Origin of the sequence: Wenzhouxiangella sp. XN201 (assembly GCF_011008905.1) — a bacterium.
Lineage (GTDB): Bacteria > Pseudomonadota > Gammaproteobacteria > Xanthomonadales > Wenzhouxiangellaceae > Wenzhouxiangella.
This window is the reverse complement of the sequence record NZ_JAAIVI010000020.1, coordinates 344,893-360,332: the sequence shown is the minus strand read 5'-3', so window position 1 is coordinate 360,332 and position 15,440 is coordinate 344,893. Positions and strand designations below refer to the sequence as shown.

The window sequence follows — 15,440 nt, the reverse complement described above, 5'->3', positions numbered from 1 at the left end:
CTCGGGTTCTGAGAAAATCTTCGGCATAATGTTCGCTCATGGCTGGCGAACGGACTTTCATCCTCACCCCTACCGCGCGCCTGGCGCGGTCCGAGAAGCGGCGCCAGGCGATGGCGCGGCAGGCCGCGGGCGAGCAAGCCTGGCAATCGCCGGAAGTGTTGGCCTTTCCGAGCTGGATCGGCCGACTGCGCGACGACTGGTTTCTGACCGCCGCAGCCCCGCAGGTCCCGATCAGCGCCTCCCAGGCCCTGGTTTTGTGGCAGTCGGTGATCGACCGTGACGTGTTCATCGGCGAACCCCGGGTGGCCGAGATGGTGGCCGCCAGCTGGCGCCTTGTTCACGAGTACTGCATCGATGATCCTGCCGACTGGTCCGATCTGATTCTCAGCGAGGACAGCCGGCATTTCCGCGACTGGTCCGGACGCTTCCTCGAACTGTGCGAACAGCGCGGACTGATCGACGAGTGGGGCTTTGCCGCTCGGCTTCCCGACCTGATCCGGGCCGGCGAGATTGCGCTACCGGAAACCATTCGTCTGTCCGGCTTCGAGCTGGCGATGACGCCGCTGCAGCGCACCATCCTCGAGGCCGCCGAAGCAGCCGGAACACGCATTGAGCCGGGCCCCGCGCGCGAGGGCGCGGGTGTAATTGAAACGGTGACCGCTCACACCGAAGACACGGACGAACTGATCGACGCCGCACGCTGGGCTCGTGGCCTTCTGGAAGCACAACCCGACCAGAGCATCGCCGTCGTCGTGCCCGGCCTGCGTGATCGGCTGGGTACGGTAGAGCGGGTTTTCCGCCAGGTGTTCGACCCGCCAGGTTTCGCGCTGGATGCCGATCGCAACGAGCCTTGGCACATCTCGCTGGGCCCGACCCTGGCACGCTGGCCACTGGTGGCCGACGCCCTGTCCTTGCTCAGGATCGACCCGCACCGCATCAGCCAGCCGCAGGTCGGCACCCTGCTGCGATCCCCATTCCTCAGCGGCTGGGAGGTCGAGTCCCTGGCCCGCGCCAGCGCACTGGCTGCCGTCATCCGCTACCGCCCCTACTGGCTGCACGCCGGGCAGCTCGCCTGGCAACTTGGCGAAAGCGGTGCGAAGCAGCTTTCCGGCAGGCTGACCGAATGGGAGCTGCTTCGGCGCGAGCACCGCGACAAGAGCTTGCCATCGCAATGGGTGGCGCACTTCCAGACGGAGCTCGAAGCCATGGGCTTCGGCCGCGGTCGCGGCCTCGATAGCCGCGAGTTTCAGGTCCTGCAACGCTTTCACGACCTGCTCGAGGATTTCAGCGCACTTGACCTGGTGATCGAGCGACCGATCTCCCGACCCGAGGCCGTGCGCCGCCTGAACGAGCGCGCCGCAACGGCGGCGTTTCGCGAGCGAAACCCCGGCGCCCCGGTCGAAATCCTGGGCGTTGAGGAAGCGCTCGGTTCTCGTTTCGACGCAATCCGGATCACCGGCCTGGACCACCAGACCTGGCCGTCGCCGACACGGCGTGATCCGTTCATCCCCGCCAGCCTGCAAGCCGATGTCCCGGCCGCCAGCGCCGATGGCGCCCTGGAGCGCGCCCGCAGCGAGCTCGACGGCCTGACAAGGGCGGCACCCGCTGTGACCGGCAGCTTCAGCCGCGGCAGTGACGACGAGCAACGTCATCTCACGCCGCTGCTGGCCGACTGCCCGGTCGGGGAAGCCGACGCACTGGAACCCCCGAGGCCGGCCGAAATCGAGACCCTGCCCGAGGACACGTTCGCGCCCGAGCATCCCGGCGGCGAGGTCCGAGGCGGAACATCGGTGCTGCAGCGCCAGTCCGATTGTCCGTTCAAGGCCTTCGCCGAGACGCGCCTGGGCGCCGGCGACCTGACGCCGCCCCGACCCGGTCTCGACGCACGCGACCGCGGCAGCCTGGTGCACAAGGCGCTGGAGCATTTCTGGTCCGAGCTCGACGGCCGCGATGCGCTCGAATCACTCGACGAGACAGCCCTGGGCGAGCGTATTGCCGCTGCCCGCGATGCGGCGCTGGAAGATTTCGCCCGGCGCAGCCCGCTGGCCCTGACCGAGGCCGGGCTGACCATCGAGGCCCGGTGCCTCGAACGCGCGCTATCAGGATGGCTGGCGATCGAGCGCGATCGAGCGCCGTTTTCCGTCACGGCACGGGAGACAAAGATCGATCTGGCCTTCGACCGGCTCCACCTGAGCGGCAAGATCGACCGCATCGACGAACTGGAAGGCGGCGGTTCAGTCGTGATCGATTACAAGACGGGGGCGTCCGGCAAGAACGGCTGGGCGCCGGAGACACACCTGGCCGACGTGCAGCTGCCCGCCTATGCGACAAGTCTTCAGCCCCGTCCCGTCGCCATCGCGTTCGCAAGACTTCGTCCCGACAACATGGGCTTCGACGGCCTGGCCGAGGTTGACGCCGGGATTGACGGCGTGCAGGTCATCGGCGAGATCAAGGGCCGCTCGAAGTTCAGTGAGGTCGAGTCCTGGCCATCACTGGTCGCCGACTGGCGTGGGCACCTGGATGATCTGGCCGCGGACTTCCTGGCCGGTCATTCGCAGGTCGAACCACGCGACAACCAGGTCTGCAAGTACTGCCACTTGCACGCGCTTTGCCGTATCAACGAACGCGTGATCCTGCCGGAGGCTGACGATGAGTGACGACAGGCAACGCAGGCTCGCGGTCGAGCCGCAGCGCTCGGTGATCGTCCAGGCACCGGCCGGATCGGGCAAGACCACCCTGCTGGTCGAGCGCTACCTGGGCCTGCTCGGCGTGGTCGAGGTGCCCGAGGAAATCCTGGCGATCACCTTCACGCGCAAGGCGGCCGCCGAGATGCGCGAGCGTATCCTGCAGTTTCTGGAACCCGGCTACCAGGCGGACGGCCCGCACGAGGAAGCCGCGCTCGCCAAAGCGCAAGCCGTGGCCGGCAAGGTCGCCGGATGGGGCCTGCTCGACAATCCCCAGCGGCTGTTGATCCGCACGATCGACAGCTTCAATCACTATCTGGCGCGGACCATGCCGGTGGCCAGCCAGCTCGGCCCGGTGCCCGCGCCCGCCGAGAACGCTCGCGCCCTGTACCGCGAGGCCGCGCGCCGCGTTCTCACGCGCGCCGACGGCCGCGACGAACTGGCCGAGGACGTCAAGTGCCTGCTGCTGTGGCGCGACCACCGCAGCCAGGACATCGAGGATCTGCTGGTGGCCCTGCTGGGCAAGCGCGAGCAGTGGCTGCGCGCCCTGGGCATGAGCGGCCGTCCCGAACGCGCGGTCTTCGAGCGAACGCTGCAGGAGGTGGTTTCCGACCAGCTCGATACAGCGCGGCAGGCGCTTCAGGCCGGCCTGACCGAAGCGCGCGTCGATCCCGAGGCTCTGCTCGAAGTCCTGCGCCAGGCTGTCGCCAGCCTGCAGGCCGAAGACAGGCCCTCGCCCTTTGACGAAAGCGCCGATCTCACCCACCTGCCCGGGACCGACCCGACCGATCTGCCGGCCTGGCGCGCGCTGGGTTTTGCCCTGCTGACCAACGGGGGCGGCTGGCGGGCCGCACCCAACAAGAACCAGGGCTTTCCGGCGAAGAGCGAGCACAAGGACCGCATCGTGGCGATGCTCGATGCGCTGCGTGGAAACGCTGAACTGGCCGGCTGGATCGATCGTGCGCGCAGTCTGCCCGAGCCGCGCTACGGCGACGAGGAATGGGACGTGCTCGCCGCGATGATCCGGGTACTCGAGGCCACCGCCGCCGAGCTGGAATTGGTGTTCGCCGAAACCGGCCAGACCGACTTTGCCGGCATCGGTGCGGCCGCCCTGCGCGGACTGGGCGATGAAGAAACGGGTTACACCGACCTGGCTCTCTACCTCGACCGGCGTATCCGCCACATCCTGGTCGACGAGTACCAGGACACCAACTGGGGCCAGTTCCACCTGCTGGAGAAACTGGTCGGCGGCTGGCAGCCCGGCGAGCAACGCAGCCTGTTCCTGGTCGGCGATCCAATGCAGTCGATCTACCGTTTCCGCGAGGCCGAGGTCGGGCTGTTCATGCGCACGCGCGAGCACGGCATCGGCGCACAGGCGGTCGAATCCTGCCGCCTGACGCGCAACTTTCGCTCGCGCGCCGAAGTCGTCGGATGGGTCAACGAACGGCTGGGTCCGGTCTTTCCCGAGGTCGAGGACATTTCCGCCGGCGCGGTGAGCTACGCGACTTCCGAGCCGGGTCGCGATGCGGGCGGAAGCGTCGAAATTCTGGCCCGGCCCGACCGTGGCTCGGAAGCGGAAGCCGTGGCGCAGACGGTTGCCCGGGCAATCGACAAGCATCGCGACGACTCGGACTTTTCCGCCGCGATCATCGTGCGGGCACGCTCGCACCTGGCCGACATCCTGCCGGCGCTGGAGCGCCACGATATCGGCTATCGTGCGGTCAAGCTCGACCCCCTGCTGACCCGGCCGGTGGTCCAGGACTTGCTGGCGATCACGCGGGCCATCATCAATCCGGCCGATACCACCGCCGTGCTGGCCGTGCTGCGCTCACCGGCCTGCGGGCTGACGCTGGCCGACCTGCACGCCCTGGCCGGCGACGGCCGATCACTGAATGACGAGAATGCCCTCGAGCGGCTTTCCAAAGACGGCCGCCATCGCGCCGCGCGGGTGTTCGAGGCACTGGCTCATGCGCGGGAACTGTGGCGCAAGCGCTCGATGCGCGACCTGGTCGAGGGCGCCTGGACGCGACTGGGCGGCCCGCAGGTGCTGGCCAGGCCCGAATCGGAAAGACGCGATGCCGAAGCCTGTCTCGGTGCGATCGCCACCGCCGAGGAACAGGATCTGCTCGCCGACTGGAATGCCTTCATGGAGCTGCTCGAAGAGCGCTACACCGAGGGCGATCCGCCCAGCGACGACATCAAACTCGAGATCCTGACCATGCACGGCGCCAAGGGCTTGGAGTGGGACCTGGTGGTGCTGCCCGGTCTCGACCGCGGCACCGGCGGCAACAACCGGGAGATGCTCTACTGGCTGCCGTTCACGCCCGAAGCCGGAGAAGAGCGTGTGCTGCTGGCCCCGCTGCGTTCGGCCGAGCAAGACGACAACAGCGACCTGATCAAGCTGATTCGCACCGAGCAGAAAGAACGCGAAGCATTCGAGCACCAGCGCCTGCTGTATGTGGCGGCAACCCGGGCGCGTGAACAGCTCGTGCTTTCGGCAACACTCGATCCCGAACGCGACGAGATCAATCCTTCCTCGGGCAGTCTGCTGGCGGATCTGTGGCCGACCTGCGGCGGGGACTTTCTGCACGCCCTCGAACAGGCACCCGATGCAGGCAGCTCGGCGCCGAGTGCCGACGCGCGCCCCGACCAGTCCCTGCGCCGGGTGAGTGCCAACTGGCAGCCACCAATCGGCGAGCGCCTGAACTGGCGCCCGGCCCTGCCGCCAAGAGAGCGCGAAGTCGAGATCGAGTTCAACTGGGCCGGCGTGCAGGCCCGGCGCATCGGCACGGTGTTGCACCGCCTGCTAGAACGGGTCGGGCAGGTCGGCATCGAGCACTTCGACAAGAACCGGCAGCAGGCGCTGCGGGATCGCATCCCCGGCCTGCTGAGGGCCATGGGCACCGGCAACCCTGATCTCGAAACTGCAGTGGCACCCATCCGCGAGGCCTTCGATCAGACCATCGAAAGTGACACCGGGCGCTGGATTCTCAGCGGGCGGCATCGCGAGGCCGCCTGCGAGCTGCCGCTGACCGGCGTAATCGACGGTGAACTGGTCAACGCCGTCATCGACCGCACCTTCATCGACGAGCACGGCACGCGCTGGATCATCGACTACAAGTCCGGCTATCACGCCGGCGGCGCGCTCGACGACTTCCTGGCTGATGAGGCCGCGCGCTACCAAGTGCAACTGGGACTGTATCGACGCCTGTTCGAACAACTCGGTGAAACCGACATCCGGGCCGCACTCTACCTGCCCCGGCACGACCGGCTGATCGAATCTTGCTAGGAGATCGCTGAAAACTCTCCTAGCGCATCAGCTCCGGCAGGAAGAGTGCAATCTGCGGGAACAGGATCAGTAGCACCGTCGACAACAACAGGATGGCCACGAACGGCGGTGTACCGGCAATGACATCGAGGTAGGGCCGCCGAAAGATGGCCACCGCCGTGAAGATATCGCAGCCGAACGGCGGTGTGGCCGAGCCGATGGCCGCCTGCAATACGACGATGGTGCCGACATGCACTGGATCAAGCCCGGCCGACTGGATCGCCGGCGCGAAGATCGGAGTCAGGATCAGGATGACGACGATCGGGTCGACGAACATGCAACCGACGAAGTAGGCGACCGCGACGAGCGCGAGCACCATCAACGGATTGTCGGCGGCATTGGCAACCACATCACCGAGCAGCAGATCGGGAATCTGGGCAAAGGACACGATCCAGGAGAATGCCATGCCGGCGGCAACCAGAATGAAGACCACCGCCGTGATCATGCCGGTCGATAGCGCGATCCCCGGCAGATCCGAGAACTTGACTTCGCGGTAAACGACCATTTCGAGCAGCAGTGCATAGGCGACCGACATCGATGCCGCCTCGGTCGGACTGAAATAGCCCGAGTAGATGCCGCCGATGATGATCACCGGAAAACCAAAAGCCAGACCCGCCCGACGCAGGGCCAGCCAGCGCTCCGGCCAGGTGGCCGCCTTGCGCGGCGGAACCTTCTTCCACACCGAAATGACATAGCAGTAGACGGCGAACAGCGCCAGAATCATCAGGCCCGGCCCGATACCGGCGATGAACAAGTCACCCACCGAAGTGCCCGACGCCACGCCATAGATGATCATGCCGATCGAGGGCGGAATCAGCAGCGCGATGTCGCTGGCGTTGATGATCAGCGCCATGGAGAAGCGATCGGTGTAGCCGGCTTCGAGCAGTTTTGGCCGCAACGGCTTGCCCATGGCGACCACGGTGGCCTGCGTGGAGCCCGACACGGCACCGAACAGCGTGCACGACACCGCCGTGGTCACCGCCAACCCACCACGAACATGGCCGACGAATCGACTGACCAGGTCGAGCAGACGCTCGGCGGTGTGTCCCTTGATCATGATATCGGCGGCCAGGATGAACATCGGCACGGCCACCAGGACGCTCTGCTCGACCCCGCCGATCATTTGCTGAACCAGCATCCCCGGCTCGAGCATCGAGAACTTGGAAAACAGCAGCACCATGGCACCAACGGTCAGCGGCACCATCATGGGAAAGCCCAGCAGCAACAGCACCACCATGACGGCGGCGGCCACCAGCGCCACCTGGGCGTCGCTCAGTGCGGCCAGTCCCAGCAGGTCGAAGAACTCAGCCATCGGCGCCCTCTCGCTTGTCGTCGTTTTCGCCAGGAATCCGGCCCAGGGAAGTCTGCCCGACTGCCTGCTCCTCGCTTTCATACTCGTCACGGTGGTACCAGGACAAATAGTTGTCGCGACTGACGACGTTGCGCAGGCCGGCCAGGAAGAACTGCACGCCGCCGAGGAAGAAGCCCAGCGGCACGACCATGTAGATCAGATAGACCGGAAAGCCGGTCGACGAGGTCACCCGACAGCGGCCGCTGCGATTTTCGACCAGTTCGATGAACAGGCCGAACAGAAGTGCCCCGAGAGCCAACCCGGCGGCAATCGTCACAAACAATACGATGTGGCGGCGCCTGTTGGACATGGCGCCGAGCAAACGGCCACCGACCTCGGCCACGAGCCGTATGAGATGACCGCTAAGGACCATGGCAATCAGCGTAAGGGCCAGTCCGAGCCAAAGCGGCGTCGCGCCGAATGCCTCGGGCAGCACGCGGCAACTGCGCTGCGCCGACTGCGCATAGGCCCAGCCATAGCTGGCGAAAAGGAAAAGCAGCACCGAGGTGCCAAAGCCGACAAGGGTCAGCAAGACTTTCTGCGCCGACGCGGGGAGCAAGTCGTGAATCGCGGAAACGCGGATATGGCGAGCGTTGCGTGCCCCGATGCCGATGCCCATGAAGGTCACGACGACCAGCAAAAGTTGCGTCACGTCGGCGGCAAACTGCAGGCTCGAACCCACGGTGTTGCGCGAAATCACGTTGACCACGCTGACGATGGCCATGGCTGAAATGCCAGTGACCAGCACAAACCGCTCGAACCAGTCCAACCCCTTGTCGAACCAGTTGAACGGACGCCGGACAGCCTGTCGCCAGCCGCTTCGCGAACCTGGCCTGGAATCGTTCATTGGCTTTTGCCCGTATCTGGCCGACACAGCCCTGTAACAGTCCCCGGGTGCACGTTCGGCTTGCCTCTCGTCCCTGAACTTGCATCCATTCTACACACCGCACGATTCGTTTCCCGGGCTTCGTCCGGCCGGCCGGCAGGGAGCATGTTATGTTGAATGCAAGTCTCATTGTTGGAGGCAAGACATGAACCGAGCACGCACTGCCCGTATCGGAATGATCCTGTTGTTCGCGCTGCTGCTGAGCGCCTGCGGTGACTCCGGACAGACGCCAGGAGAGCAGACCAACGGCGGCGAGGAAGACCAGGCGCAAGCCGAAGAAACGGCGACCTGGCGGTTCGCGCTGGAGGAAGTCGAAGGCAGCGTGCAGGACGCCTACGCCCGGGAGTTCAAGCGCCGCATCGAGGAACGCAGCGACGGGGCGATCGAGATCGAGATCTACCCCTACGGCGCGCTGGGCACCTCGTCTCAGCTGACCGAGATGGCCCAGGGCGGCGGTATCGAACTGACTTTCGCCTCGCCCGGCCACCTGGCCGACCTGATTCCGGAGGTGGGCGTGTTTACACTGCACTTCGTGCTGTCAGAACACAACGAGGTCAACCGGGAAGTGCTGTCGGACGATGCCATCTACACGCTGTTTCAGCCCCTGTACAACGATCAGGACCTGCAGCTGCTCGACATCGTCCCCGAGGGCTGGATGGTCTGGAGCGGCAACAAGCCGCTACGCACGCTGGACGACTTCGAGGATTTCCGCATTCGCACCATGACCTCGCCGATCCTGGTCGAGTCGTACCGGGCGTACGGTGCAAACCCGACGCCGATGCCCTACTCCGAAGTCTACAGTGGCCTGCAGCTTGGCCAGATCGACGGCCAGGTCAACCCGATCTTCGCGATCGAGGAAATGAGCTTCTACGAGGAGCAGGACTACCTCACCTCCGGCCGACACGCCCAGTTCATCTCGACCCTGGCGGCCAGCCGGCAGTGGTTCGATTCGCTGTCGGAGCAACAGCAAACGATGGTGCTCGAGGTGCGCGACGAACTGGTCGACTGGATCGACGAGGAACAAATCCAGTTCAACGAGGAACGCCGTCAGATCATCCTCGACCAGGGCGGCACCGAATGGGTCGAACTGACCGACGAAGAGCGCGAGGCCTTCCGCGAGGCCAGCATGGGTGTTCGCGACACCTATATCGAGCAGACCGGGGAGACCGGACAGGAAATCCTCGACACCCTGCTCAAACGCATCGGGCAAGCCGAAGCCGAAATGGAAGGCGAAGACGAGGACGAAAGCTGATCGAAGCGAGATTCTGAATATCCCGGCCTGCGCATCGGGCCGAGCGCCTTAACGCAACTGGCTGTCCTTGCTGCCACGCCGGTTGTAGCCGCTGAAGCTTTTCTTTTCGGCTTCGTCGAGTTCTTCCTGGCAAGACAGGCATAGCTGAACGCCGGGCAGTGCCTTGCGGCGCGCTTCGGGAATCGGCTCGCCGCACTCCGCACAGTCCTGCCGGCTCTCCCCCTTGGGAATTCGGTCGCGCACACGCGCCAGCCCATCCTCCACGGTGCTGTCAATCTGGTCTTGCACCGCATCGTCCCTTGCCCAGCCCCCGGCCATCAGCGACAGGCCTCGGGCTGGTGATCGCAGTTTCCGGCCTGGGCGAGCTCCGGCTGCAAGGTGGGATGATCGATCTCGTGCACCTCCAGCAATCTGCGATTGAGGGCCGCCAGCGTAGACGGCCAGTCTCCCAGGTCGGCGACCACCACATGCGCCGAAAGCGCGACGCGATCGCTGGAGACCTGCCAGACATGCAGGTCGTGAATTTCCTCGACGCCTGACACTGCAGTCATGGTCGAACAGACTTTCTCGAGATCCAGGCCCTGCGGCACCCCTTCCATGACCACGTGCGCACCCTCCATGAGCAGGCGCACAGCAGCCACGAGGATCAGTGCACAGATCAGCAGTGACAGGATCGGATCGATCGGTGCCCAGCCGGTGGCCAGGATGACGATGCCGGAGACCAGGGCCGCGACCGACCCCAGCAAGTCGCCGAGTACGTGCAACAAAGCGCCACGCAGGTTGAGATTGCTGCGGCCGCGGCTGAGCACGAAGAACACAAGCAGGTTGACCACCAGCCCGACCAGGGCCACGGCCAGAACCGTGCCGCCGCTGATTTCACGTGGGTCCTGAAAACGCTCGAAGGCATGCCAGGCAATGGAACCCACCAGGGCGAGCATCACCGCACCGTTGATCAGCGCGGCCAGCACTTCGGCTCGACCATAACCCCAGGTGCGCCGATTGCTGGCCGGGCGTACCGCCATCCAGGCGGCGAAGGCGGCCAGGCCCAGGGCCGAGGAATCGGTCAGCATATGGCCGGCATCGGCCACCAGGGCCAGGGAGTTGGCCCACAGGCCGGCGACGAACTCGACGACTGCGAAGGCCAGCGTCAGGCACAGGGCGGCCAGCAGCGCGTTTCCACTGGAAGGTGCGTGATGGTGGTTATGCGAGCCCATGATCGAGAATCTACCGCATTACGGTCCTGTAATAACATTTCGACCACGAAAAAGCCCCGCCGTAGCGGGGCGTTTCAGATCAGAATGAAAATTACCGCAATCGACCGGTCAGTCCAGCAGGAAGTTTTCGAGAAACAGAACCACGGCCTCGCTGTAGAGGTCGCGGTTTTCCTTGCGGCGGTAGCCGTGACCTTCATTGAGCGCGTTCATGTACCAGACCGGGCTGCCCTGCTCGCGCAAGGCGGCGACGATCTGCTCGGCCTCGCTGACCGGCACGCGTGGATCATTCTCGCCCTGGACAACGAACATCGGCACGTCGATCTTCTCGACGTTATTGAGCGGGCTGATGGCCTGCAGGTGAGCCCGCATTTCCGAGTCGCGCTCATCGCCGTATTCGACGCGCCGCAGATCACGACGATAGTCCTGGGTGTTCTCCAGGAAGGTCACGAAGTTGCTGATGCCAACGATATCGACGGCGGCCTTGAGCCGGTCGCTGTAGTGCACGGCGCTGGCGAGCACCATGTAGCCGCCGTAGCTGCCGCCGTAGACGGCCACGCGGTCGGCATCGAGGTCGGGCTGGGCCTCGATCCAGTCGAGCAGCGCGCCGATGTCCTTGACCGAGTCCTCGCGCAGCAGTCCATTGTCGAGCCTCAGGTAGCTCTTGCCGTAACCGGACGAACCACGCACGTTAGGCCGGATAACGGCCGCGCCGAGATGGTCGATCCACAGCTGGTAGGTGCTGGAGAAGCCGGGGCGCGACTGGCCCTCCGGCCCGCCGTGGATCTGGATAATGACCGGATGCGGCCCCTCGCCCGCCGGACGGTAGACAAAGGCCGGGATCTCGCGTGGCTCGCCGTCCACTTCGTCAAAGGTCGGATAGTGGACCAATTCCGGCATGACGAATTGCTCGGTATCGAGACCGCCGACTTCGCTATAAGTCCAGCGTGTGAGCTCGGCACTTTCCCAATCCATGACGTAGACGTCGCTGGGCGAGCGCGGATTGTTGACCACCAGGGCCAGCGACTGGTCGTCTTCGCTGAACGAAGCGCCGTAGACCAGTCCTTCGGGAACAGAGTCGATGCGTCTGTAGCTTTCGTCAGCGGGGTCGAAGCGGTAAACGCGGCTGATACCGTCCTCATTGGTGGCAAACACGCCGGCGTCGCCAGCATGATTGAGTTCCAGGCCCTGCACCGACCACGGAATGTCGCCGGTGATCACGCGCGCCTCACCATCGGGGTCGAGCGGGCGCCATGCCAACTGGGCGAATTCACTCCCGGCATCGGTGCTGAGATACACGCCTTTGTTGCTGGCGTCGAAGCCAAAGGGCAAGTTACGCGAGGGCTCTTCCTCGCTGCCGGCGATACGCGTCAGTTCACCCGAGTCCAGGTCCAGGACATGGATGCGCGAGTCGTTGATGCTGACGTACTGGACGATCAGCAGCTTGCCGTTGTCGTCGGAAAACTCGACCGGCCCCCACCAGCTGCCATCCGGGGATTCGAGGACAATCTCGGCCTCGCGGTCGTTCTCGAAGTCGAACATCCAGATATCGTTCGAGCGGCCGTTGCGGCGCGTCGACTGGAAGGCCAGGTAGCGGCCGTCTTCGGACCATTCCAGGGCGCCGTTGCGCGAGGAACCGTCGCTGATCATCTCGCGGCTGCCGTCGCGCGGATCGAATAGATAGATCTGGTCGAACTCGCTACCACCCTCGTCCATCAGGAAGGCCATGAGGTCACTGCCCGGGCGGCGGGCGGCACCGCCGACCGGTTCCTCATACCAGGTCAGTTGGTGTCGCGTCCCGCCCGGCTGATCGACGCGATGAATCTGGCTGACCTCGGCAAAGCGCGTGGAGATGTAAATACTCTCGCCGTCCGCGCTCCAGTCGATCAGACCGGCCGAGCGTGTGTTCTGGTACTGCGTCAGCGCCTCACTGATGCGCTCGGGAATCTCGGGCACATCCTCAAGCACGACGTTGCCGGAATTGGCGGTGCGGCGGTCGACTTCGGCGTTGGCCGCAGACGCCGCCAAGACGAACACAATCGAAACGATGAACAAGCGTCGCATAGGATCTCTCGTCAGGTTGGGAATCAAGTCAGTGTATCGGGTCGTCTGCGAAAAGCGCGCGCAGTCGCACTATGAGCGCTTGCGCACCAGGGTAAGTCCGTCACCGATCGGTACCAGCGAGACGTCGATTTCCTCGCGATCGCGCAGGTAATCGTTGAATTCACGGATCGCCTCGGTGTCCTCGTCGAGCGCGCCCGAGTCGACTACCTTGCCGTCCCACAGCGTATTGTCGATCATGATCAGCCCACCCGGGCGGACCAGCTCGTGGCAGCGCTCGAAGTAATCGATGTAGCCGGTCTTGTCGGCGTCGATGAAGGCCAGGTCGAAGGTGTCCTCGCAACCGGAGACCAGCAGCTCCTCCAGGGTCTTCAGGGCCGGTCCGAGCTCGAGCAGGATGCGTTCCTCCAGACCGGCTCGCTGCCAGAACTGGCGGGCAATATCGGTCCATTCCTTGCTGACATCGCAGGTAATGGTGCGACCGTCGTCCGGCATGGCCAGGGTGACCGCCAGCGCACTGTAGCCGGTGAAGGTCCCGACTTCGATATAGCGTTTGGCACCGATCAGGCGTGCCATCAGGGCCATGAACTGACCCTGCTCGGGTGCGATCTGCATATTGCGCTCTTCGAGCCGGGCGGTTTCCTCGCGCAGCTCGGCAAGCAATGGATGTTCATGCAGGGCATGATCCAGGACATAGCGCTGCAGTTCGTCGGTGAGGCCGATGGATTGATTGGACATGAGCTCTAGCCGTTCGGATTGATTTCGAAAGTCGCCGTGACATGGTCACGCAGATTGCGCAGGTCGCGCTCGAGCAACTGCCGCTCGTTTTCGAGGGCCGCTTCGCGCGACGCCAGCAGTCGATCAGAACTGGCGACGACCGGCGCCGCATTCAAGCCGGCCACGCGAAGCGTCGGATCCTCGACTCCGGGAGGCTGCCAGAGCATCCAGACGGAGACGATCACCACCAATGCTCCCAGGGTACCGGCCAGCGCGGGAAAGCCGACGGGCCATCGGTCCGGTCGAAGCTTTCCTGCGCGAAGTCGCGCGGCAACGCGGTGCCGCAGGTGCGGCGGACACGAGACCCGAAGGCGCTCGGCATCATTCCGCAGTCGGTATTCCAGATCCTGTCTATTCATTCGAGACGACCTCTTCGGACAGCCAGTCCGCGGCATCGATCGATTCGGCCAGGCGCTGGCGCGAGCGGTGCAGCGTTACCTTAACCCAGGCCACCGAGCGACCGAGGATCCGGGCGATTTCCCGGGTCGTGCGATCTTCGGCATAGTACAGCCACAACACGTCGAACCACTCAGATGGTAGCAGTTCACGCGCAAGCGCCCAGATATTATCGCGCTGCTGACCCCGCTGCGCCGCATCCTCCGGGCCCTGCGTCGGATCGACCAGGCCGGCAGGCAGCTCGGCAAAATCGTAGCGCCGCCCCGACGCCTGCCGGCGGGCGATGGTGTAGAGCCAGGTGGAAAATCGCCAGCGATTCCGGTAGCTGCCCAGATGGCGCCAGGCGGCCAGGAAGGTGTCCTGCACGATATCCTCTGCGTCCGCCCGGGAAGCGCCGCGCACCAGCACGAATCGAAACAGTCGGTCCTGGTGGGCCTGCATCAGCGATTCGAACGCAACCAGCGAGCCCGAGCGGGCTCGCCTGATGAGGTCACGTTCCACGTCCGGACTCATTGCTCAAACCGGCGCCCGCTCAGTCCAGCAGTTCCATCAACTCCTGCGAGCTGACCTGTACCGACAGACTCACGCGTTCGCCATCGCGCTGCGTCTGCAGCGTAGAGACAAAAGCCAGCTCAGGCTCATCATTGGCCAGGGCCTGCAGACCGATGACGCCCTGAACGATGTTCTGAAGCGCCCGGGCCTGGGCCTCATCGACAGCGATCAGTTCGATGTTGACGTCGTAGCTACCATCGGCGTCGGTCAGCGCGAAGCCCGCCTTCCGGATGTTTCGCATGACTTTCGAATTCCAGTTGCCGTGGCCGGCGCCGATCGATTCGGTATCAACGGCGCCGGAAAGCAGCGGCTCGGCCCGGATGACCAGCAACTCGGATGCCGTCACGGGTGCGAATCTTGCGCCGGCCAGAAAAGCATCAAGCAGCGAACGGCTGGTGGTCACAAAACTGCCAGTACCCTCACCGAAGGCGAGAAACAGCGAGCGCTCGTCGATATCAAATTTCAGTTCGCCGGCCAGCTCTTCGTTGGCCCCAACCACCCAGGCATCGCCGCCGGGAATGTCGGAAAGCGGTTCGGCAGCCAGTCGCTTGATCACGCTCTGGCGCATGTCAGCGTCCATGCGGCCATCGAGCACGATGCCCAGTTCGGCGCCATCATCGCTCGCACCGAAGACGGTGACGGCATCGAAGTCGTCAACACTGCCTTCCCCGAATTCTTCTTCGAGGTCGTCGATCACCTCGCGCTGAACCCAGCCGTATAGAGCACCGTCGTCAGAAGCATCGCGCATGGCCGCCAGGTTGACCTGGACGAACCAGCGGCTGTCCTCGCCCAGCGTAGCGCCGGCGGCCGGGGCTGCGATCGGCAGCAGGAAGAGGGTCAGGAGTAAGGATCGAAACATGATTACTTGCCTCGCAATGGCATGGATGTGTAACCCCTTGTAGCGCCGAAAACGGGTTTCGGTTACAGACAGGTCGAGTATGC

Annotated in this window: 12 protein-coding genes; 3 read left to right on the top strand and 9 right to left on the bottom strand. The window is 64.6% G+C overall.

The genetic code is table 11. The annotated features are described in order from the left end of the window. Positions 1-38: 38 nt before the first annotated feature. Both G4Y73_RS11070 and G4Y73_RS11065 read left to right on the top strand, forming a co-directional pair. Complete coding sequence (locus G4Y73_RS11070; protein ID WP_164231701.1) at positions 39-2,657, top strand: PD-(D/E)XK nuclease family protein; 2,619 nt, start codon at positions 39-41, stop codon at positions 2,655-2,657. Further along, entirely contained in the window at positions 2,650-5,973 is a 3,324-nt protein-coding gene (locus tag G4Y73_RS11065) for a UvrD-helicase domain-containing protein (RefSeq protein WP_164231700.1), read from the top strand. The genes G4Y73_RS11070 and G4Y73_RS11065 overlap by 8 nt, the downstream gene beginning before the upstream one ends. A 19-nt stretch (positions 5,974-5,992) precedes the next feature. Here G4Y73_RS11065 and G4Y73_RS11060 read toward each other — a convergent pair whose 3' ends face one another. Continuing rightward, a complete protein-coding gene (locus tag G4Y73_RS11060; protein ID WP_205596602.1) occupies positions 5,993-7,324 on the bottom strand; it encodes a TRAP transporter large permease in 1,332 nt (443 codons plus the stop codon). After that, complete coding sequence (locus tag G4Y73_RS11055) at positions 7,317-8,210, bottom strand: TRAP transporter small permease subunit (protein WP_164231699.1); 894 nt, start codon at positions 8,208-8,210, stop codon at positions 7,317-7,319. Before G4Y73_RS11055 ends, G4Y73_RS11060 begins: the two co-directional genes overlap by 8 nt. A gap of 184 nt (positions 8,211-8,394) precedes the next feature. Here G4Y73_RS11055 and dctP point away from each other — a divergent pair, with 184 nt between their 5' ends. Beyond that, positions 8,395-9,501 (top strand): TRAP transporter substrate-binding protein DctP, encoded by a 1,107-nt coding sequence (gene dctP, locus G4Y73_RS11050; protein ID WP_164231698.1) that lies wholly within the window; start codon positions 8,395-8,397, stop codon positions 9,499-9,501. A 48-nt stretch (positions 9,502-9,549) separates the two neighbouring features. Here the strand turns inward: dctP and G4Y73_RS11045 are convergent, their stop codons facing one another. From G4Y73_RS11045 to G4Y73_RS11015, 7 genes are all read right to left on the bottom strand, one after another. Then, complete coding sequence (locus G4Y73_RS11045) at positions 9,550-9,819, bottom strand: DksA/TraR family C4-type zinc finger protein (RefSeq protein WP_164231697.1); 270 nt, start codon at positions 9,817-9,819, stop codon at positions 9,550-9,552. Continuing rightward, positions 9,819-10,715: a cation diffusion facilitator family transporter gene (locus G4Y73_RS11040; RefSeq protein WP_164231696.1), complete on the bottom strand. Its 897-nt coding sequence runs from the start codon at positions 10,713-10,715 to the stop codon at positions 9,819-9,821. The genes G4Y73_RS11045 and G4Y73_RS11040 overlap by 1 nt, the downstream gene beginning before the upstream one ends. 108 nt (positions 10,716-10,823) lie before the next feature. Next, positions 10,824-12,776 carry an alpha/beta fold hydrolase gene (locus G4Y73_RS11035; RefSeq protein ID WP_164231695.1) on the bottom strand — a complete coding sequence of 651 codons (1,953 nt, stop codon included), beginning with the start codon at positions 12,774-12,776 and terminating at the stop codon, positions 10,824-10,826. A 69-nt stretch (positions 12,777-12,845) separates the two neighbouring features. Continuing rightward, a complete protein-coding gene (locus tag G4Y73_RS11030; protein ID WP_164231694.1) occupies positions 12,846-13,511 on the bottom strand; it encodes a class I SAM-dependent methyltransferase in 666 nt (221 codons plus the stop codon). A 5-nt stretch (positions 13,512-13,516) separates the two neighbouring features. Continuing rightward, positions 13,517-13,909 (bottom strand): hypothetical protein, encoded by a 393-nt coding sequence (locus G4Y73_RS11025; protein ID WP_164231693.1) that lies wholly within the window; start codon positions 13,907-13,909, stop codon positions 13,517-13,519. After that, positions 13,902-14,447: a sigma-70 family RNA polymerase sigma factor gene (locus G4Y73_RS11020; protein WP_164231692.1), complete on the bottom strand. Its 546-nt coding sequence runs from the start codon at positions 14,445-14,447 to the stop codon at positions 13,902-13,904. Before G4Y73_RS11020 ends, G4Y73_RS11025 begins: the two co-directional genes overlap by 8 nt. A gap of 31 nt (positions 14,448-14,478) precedes the next feature. Continuing rightward, the gene (locus G4Y73_RS11015) at positions 14,479-15,357 is read right to left on the bottom strand and encodes a hypothetical protein (protein WP_164231691.1); all 879 of its coding nucleotides are present in this window, start codon (positions 15,355-15,357) and stop codon (positions 14,479-14,481) included. Positions 15,358-15,440: the final 83 nt, after the last annotated feature.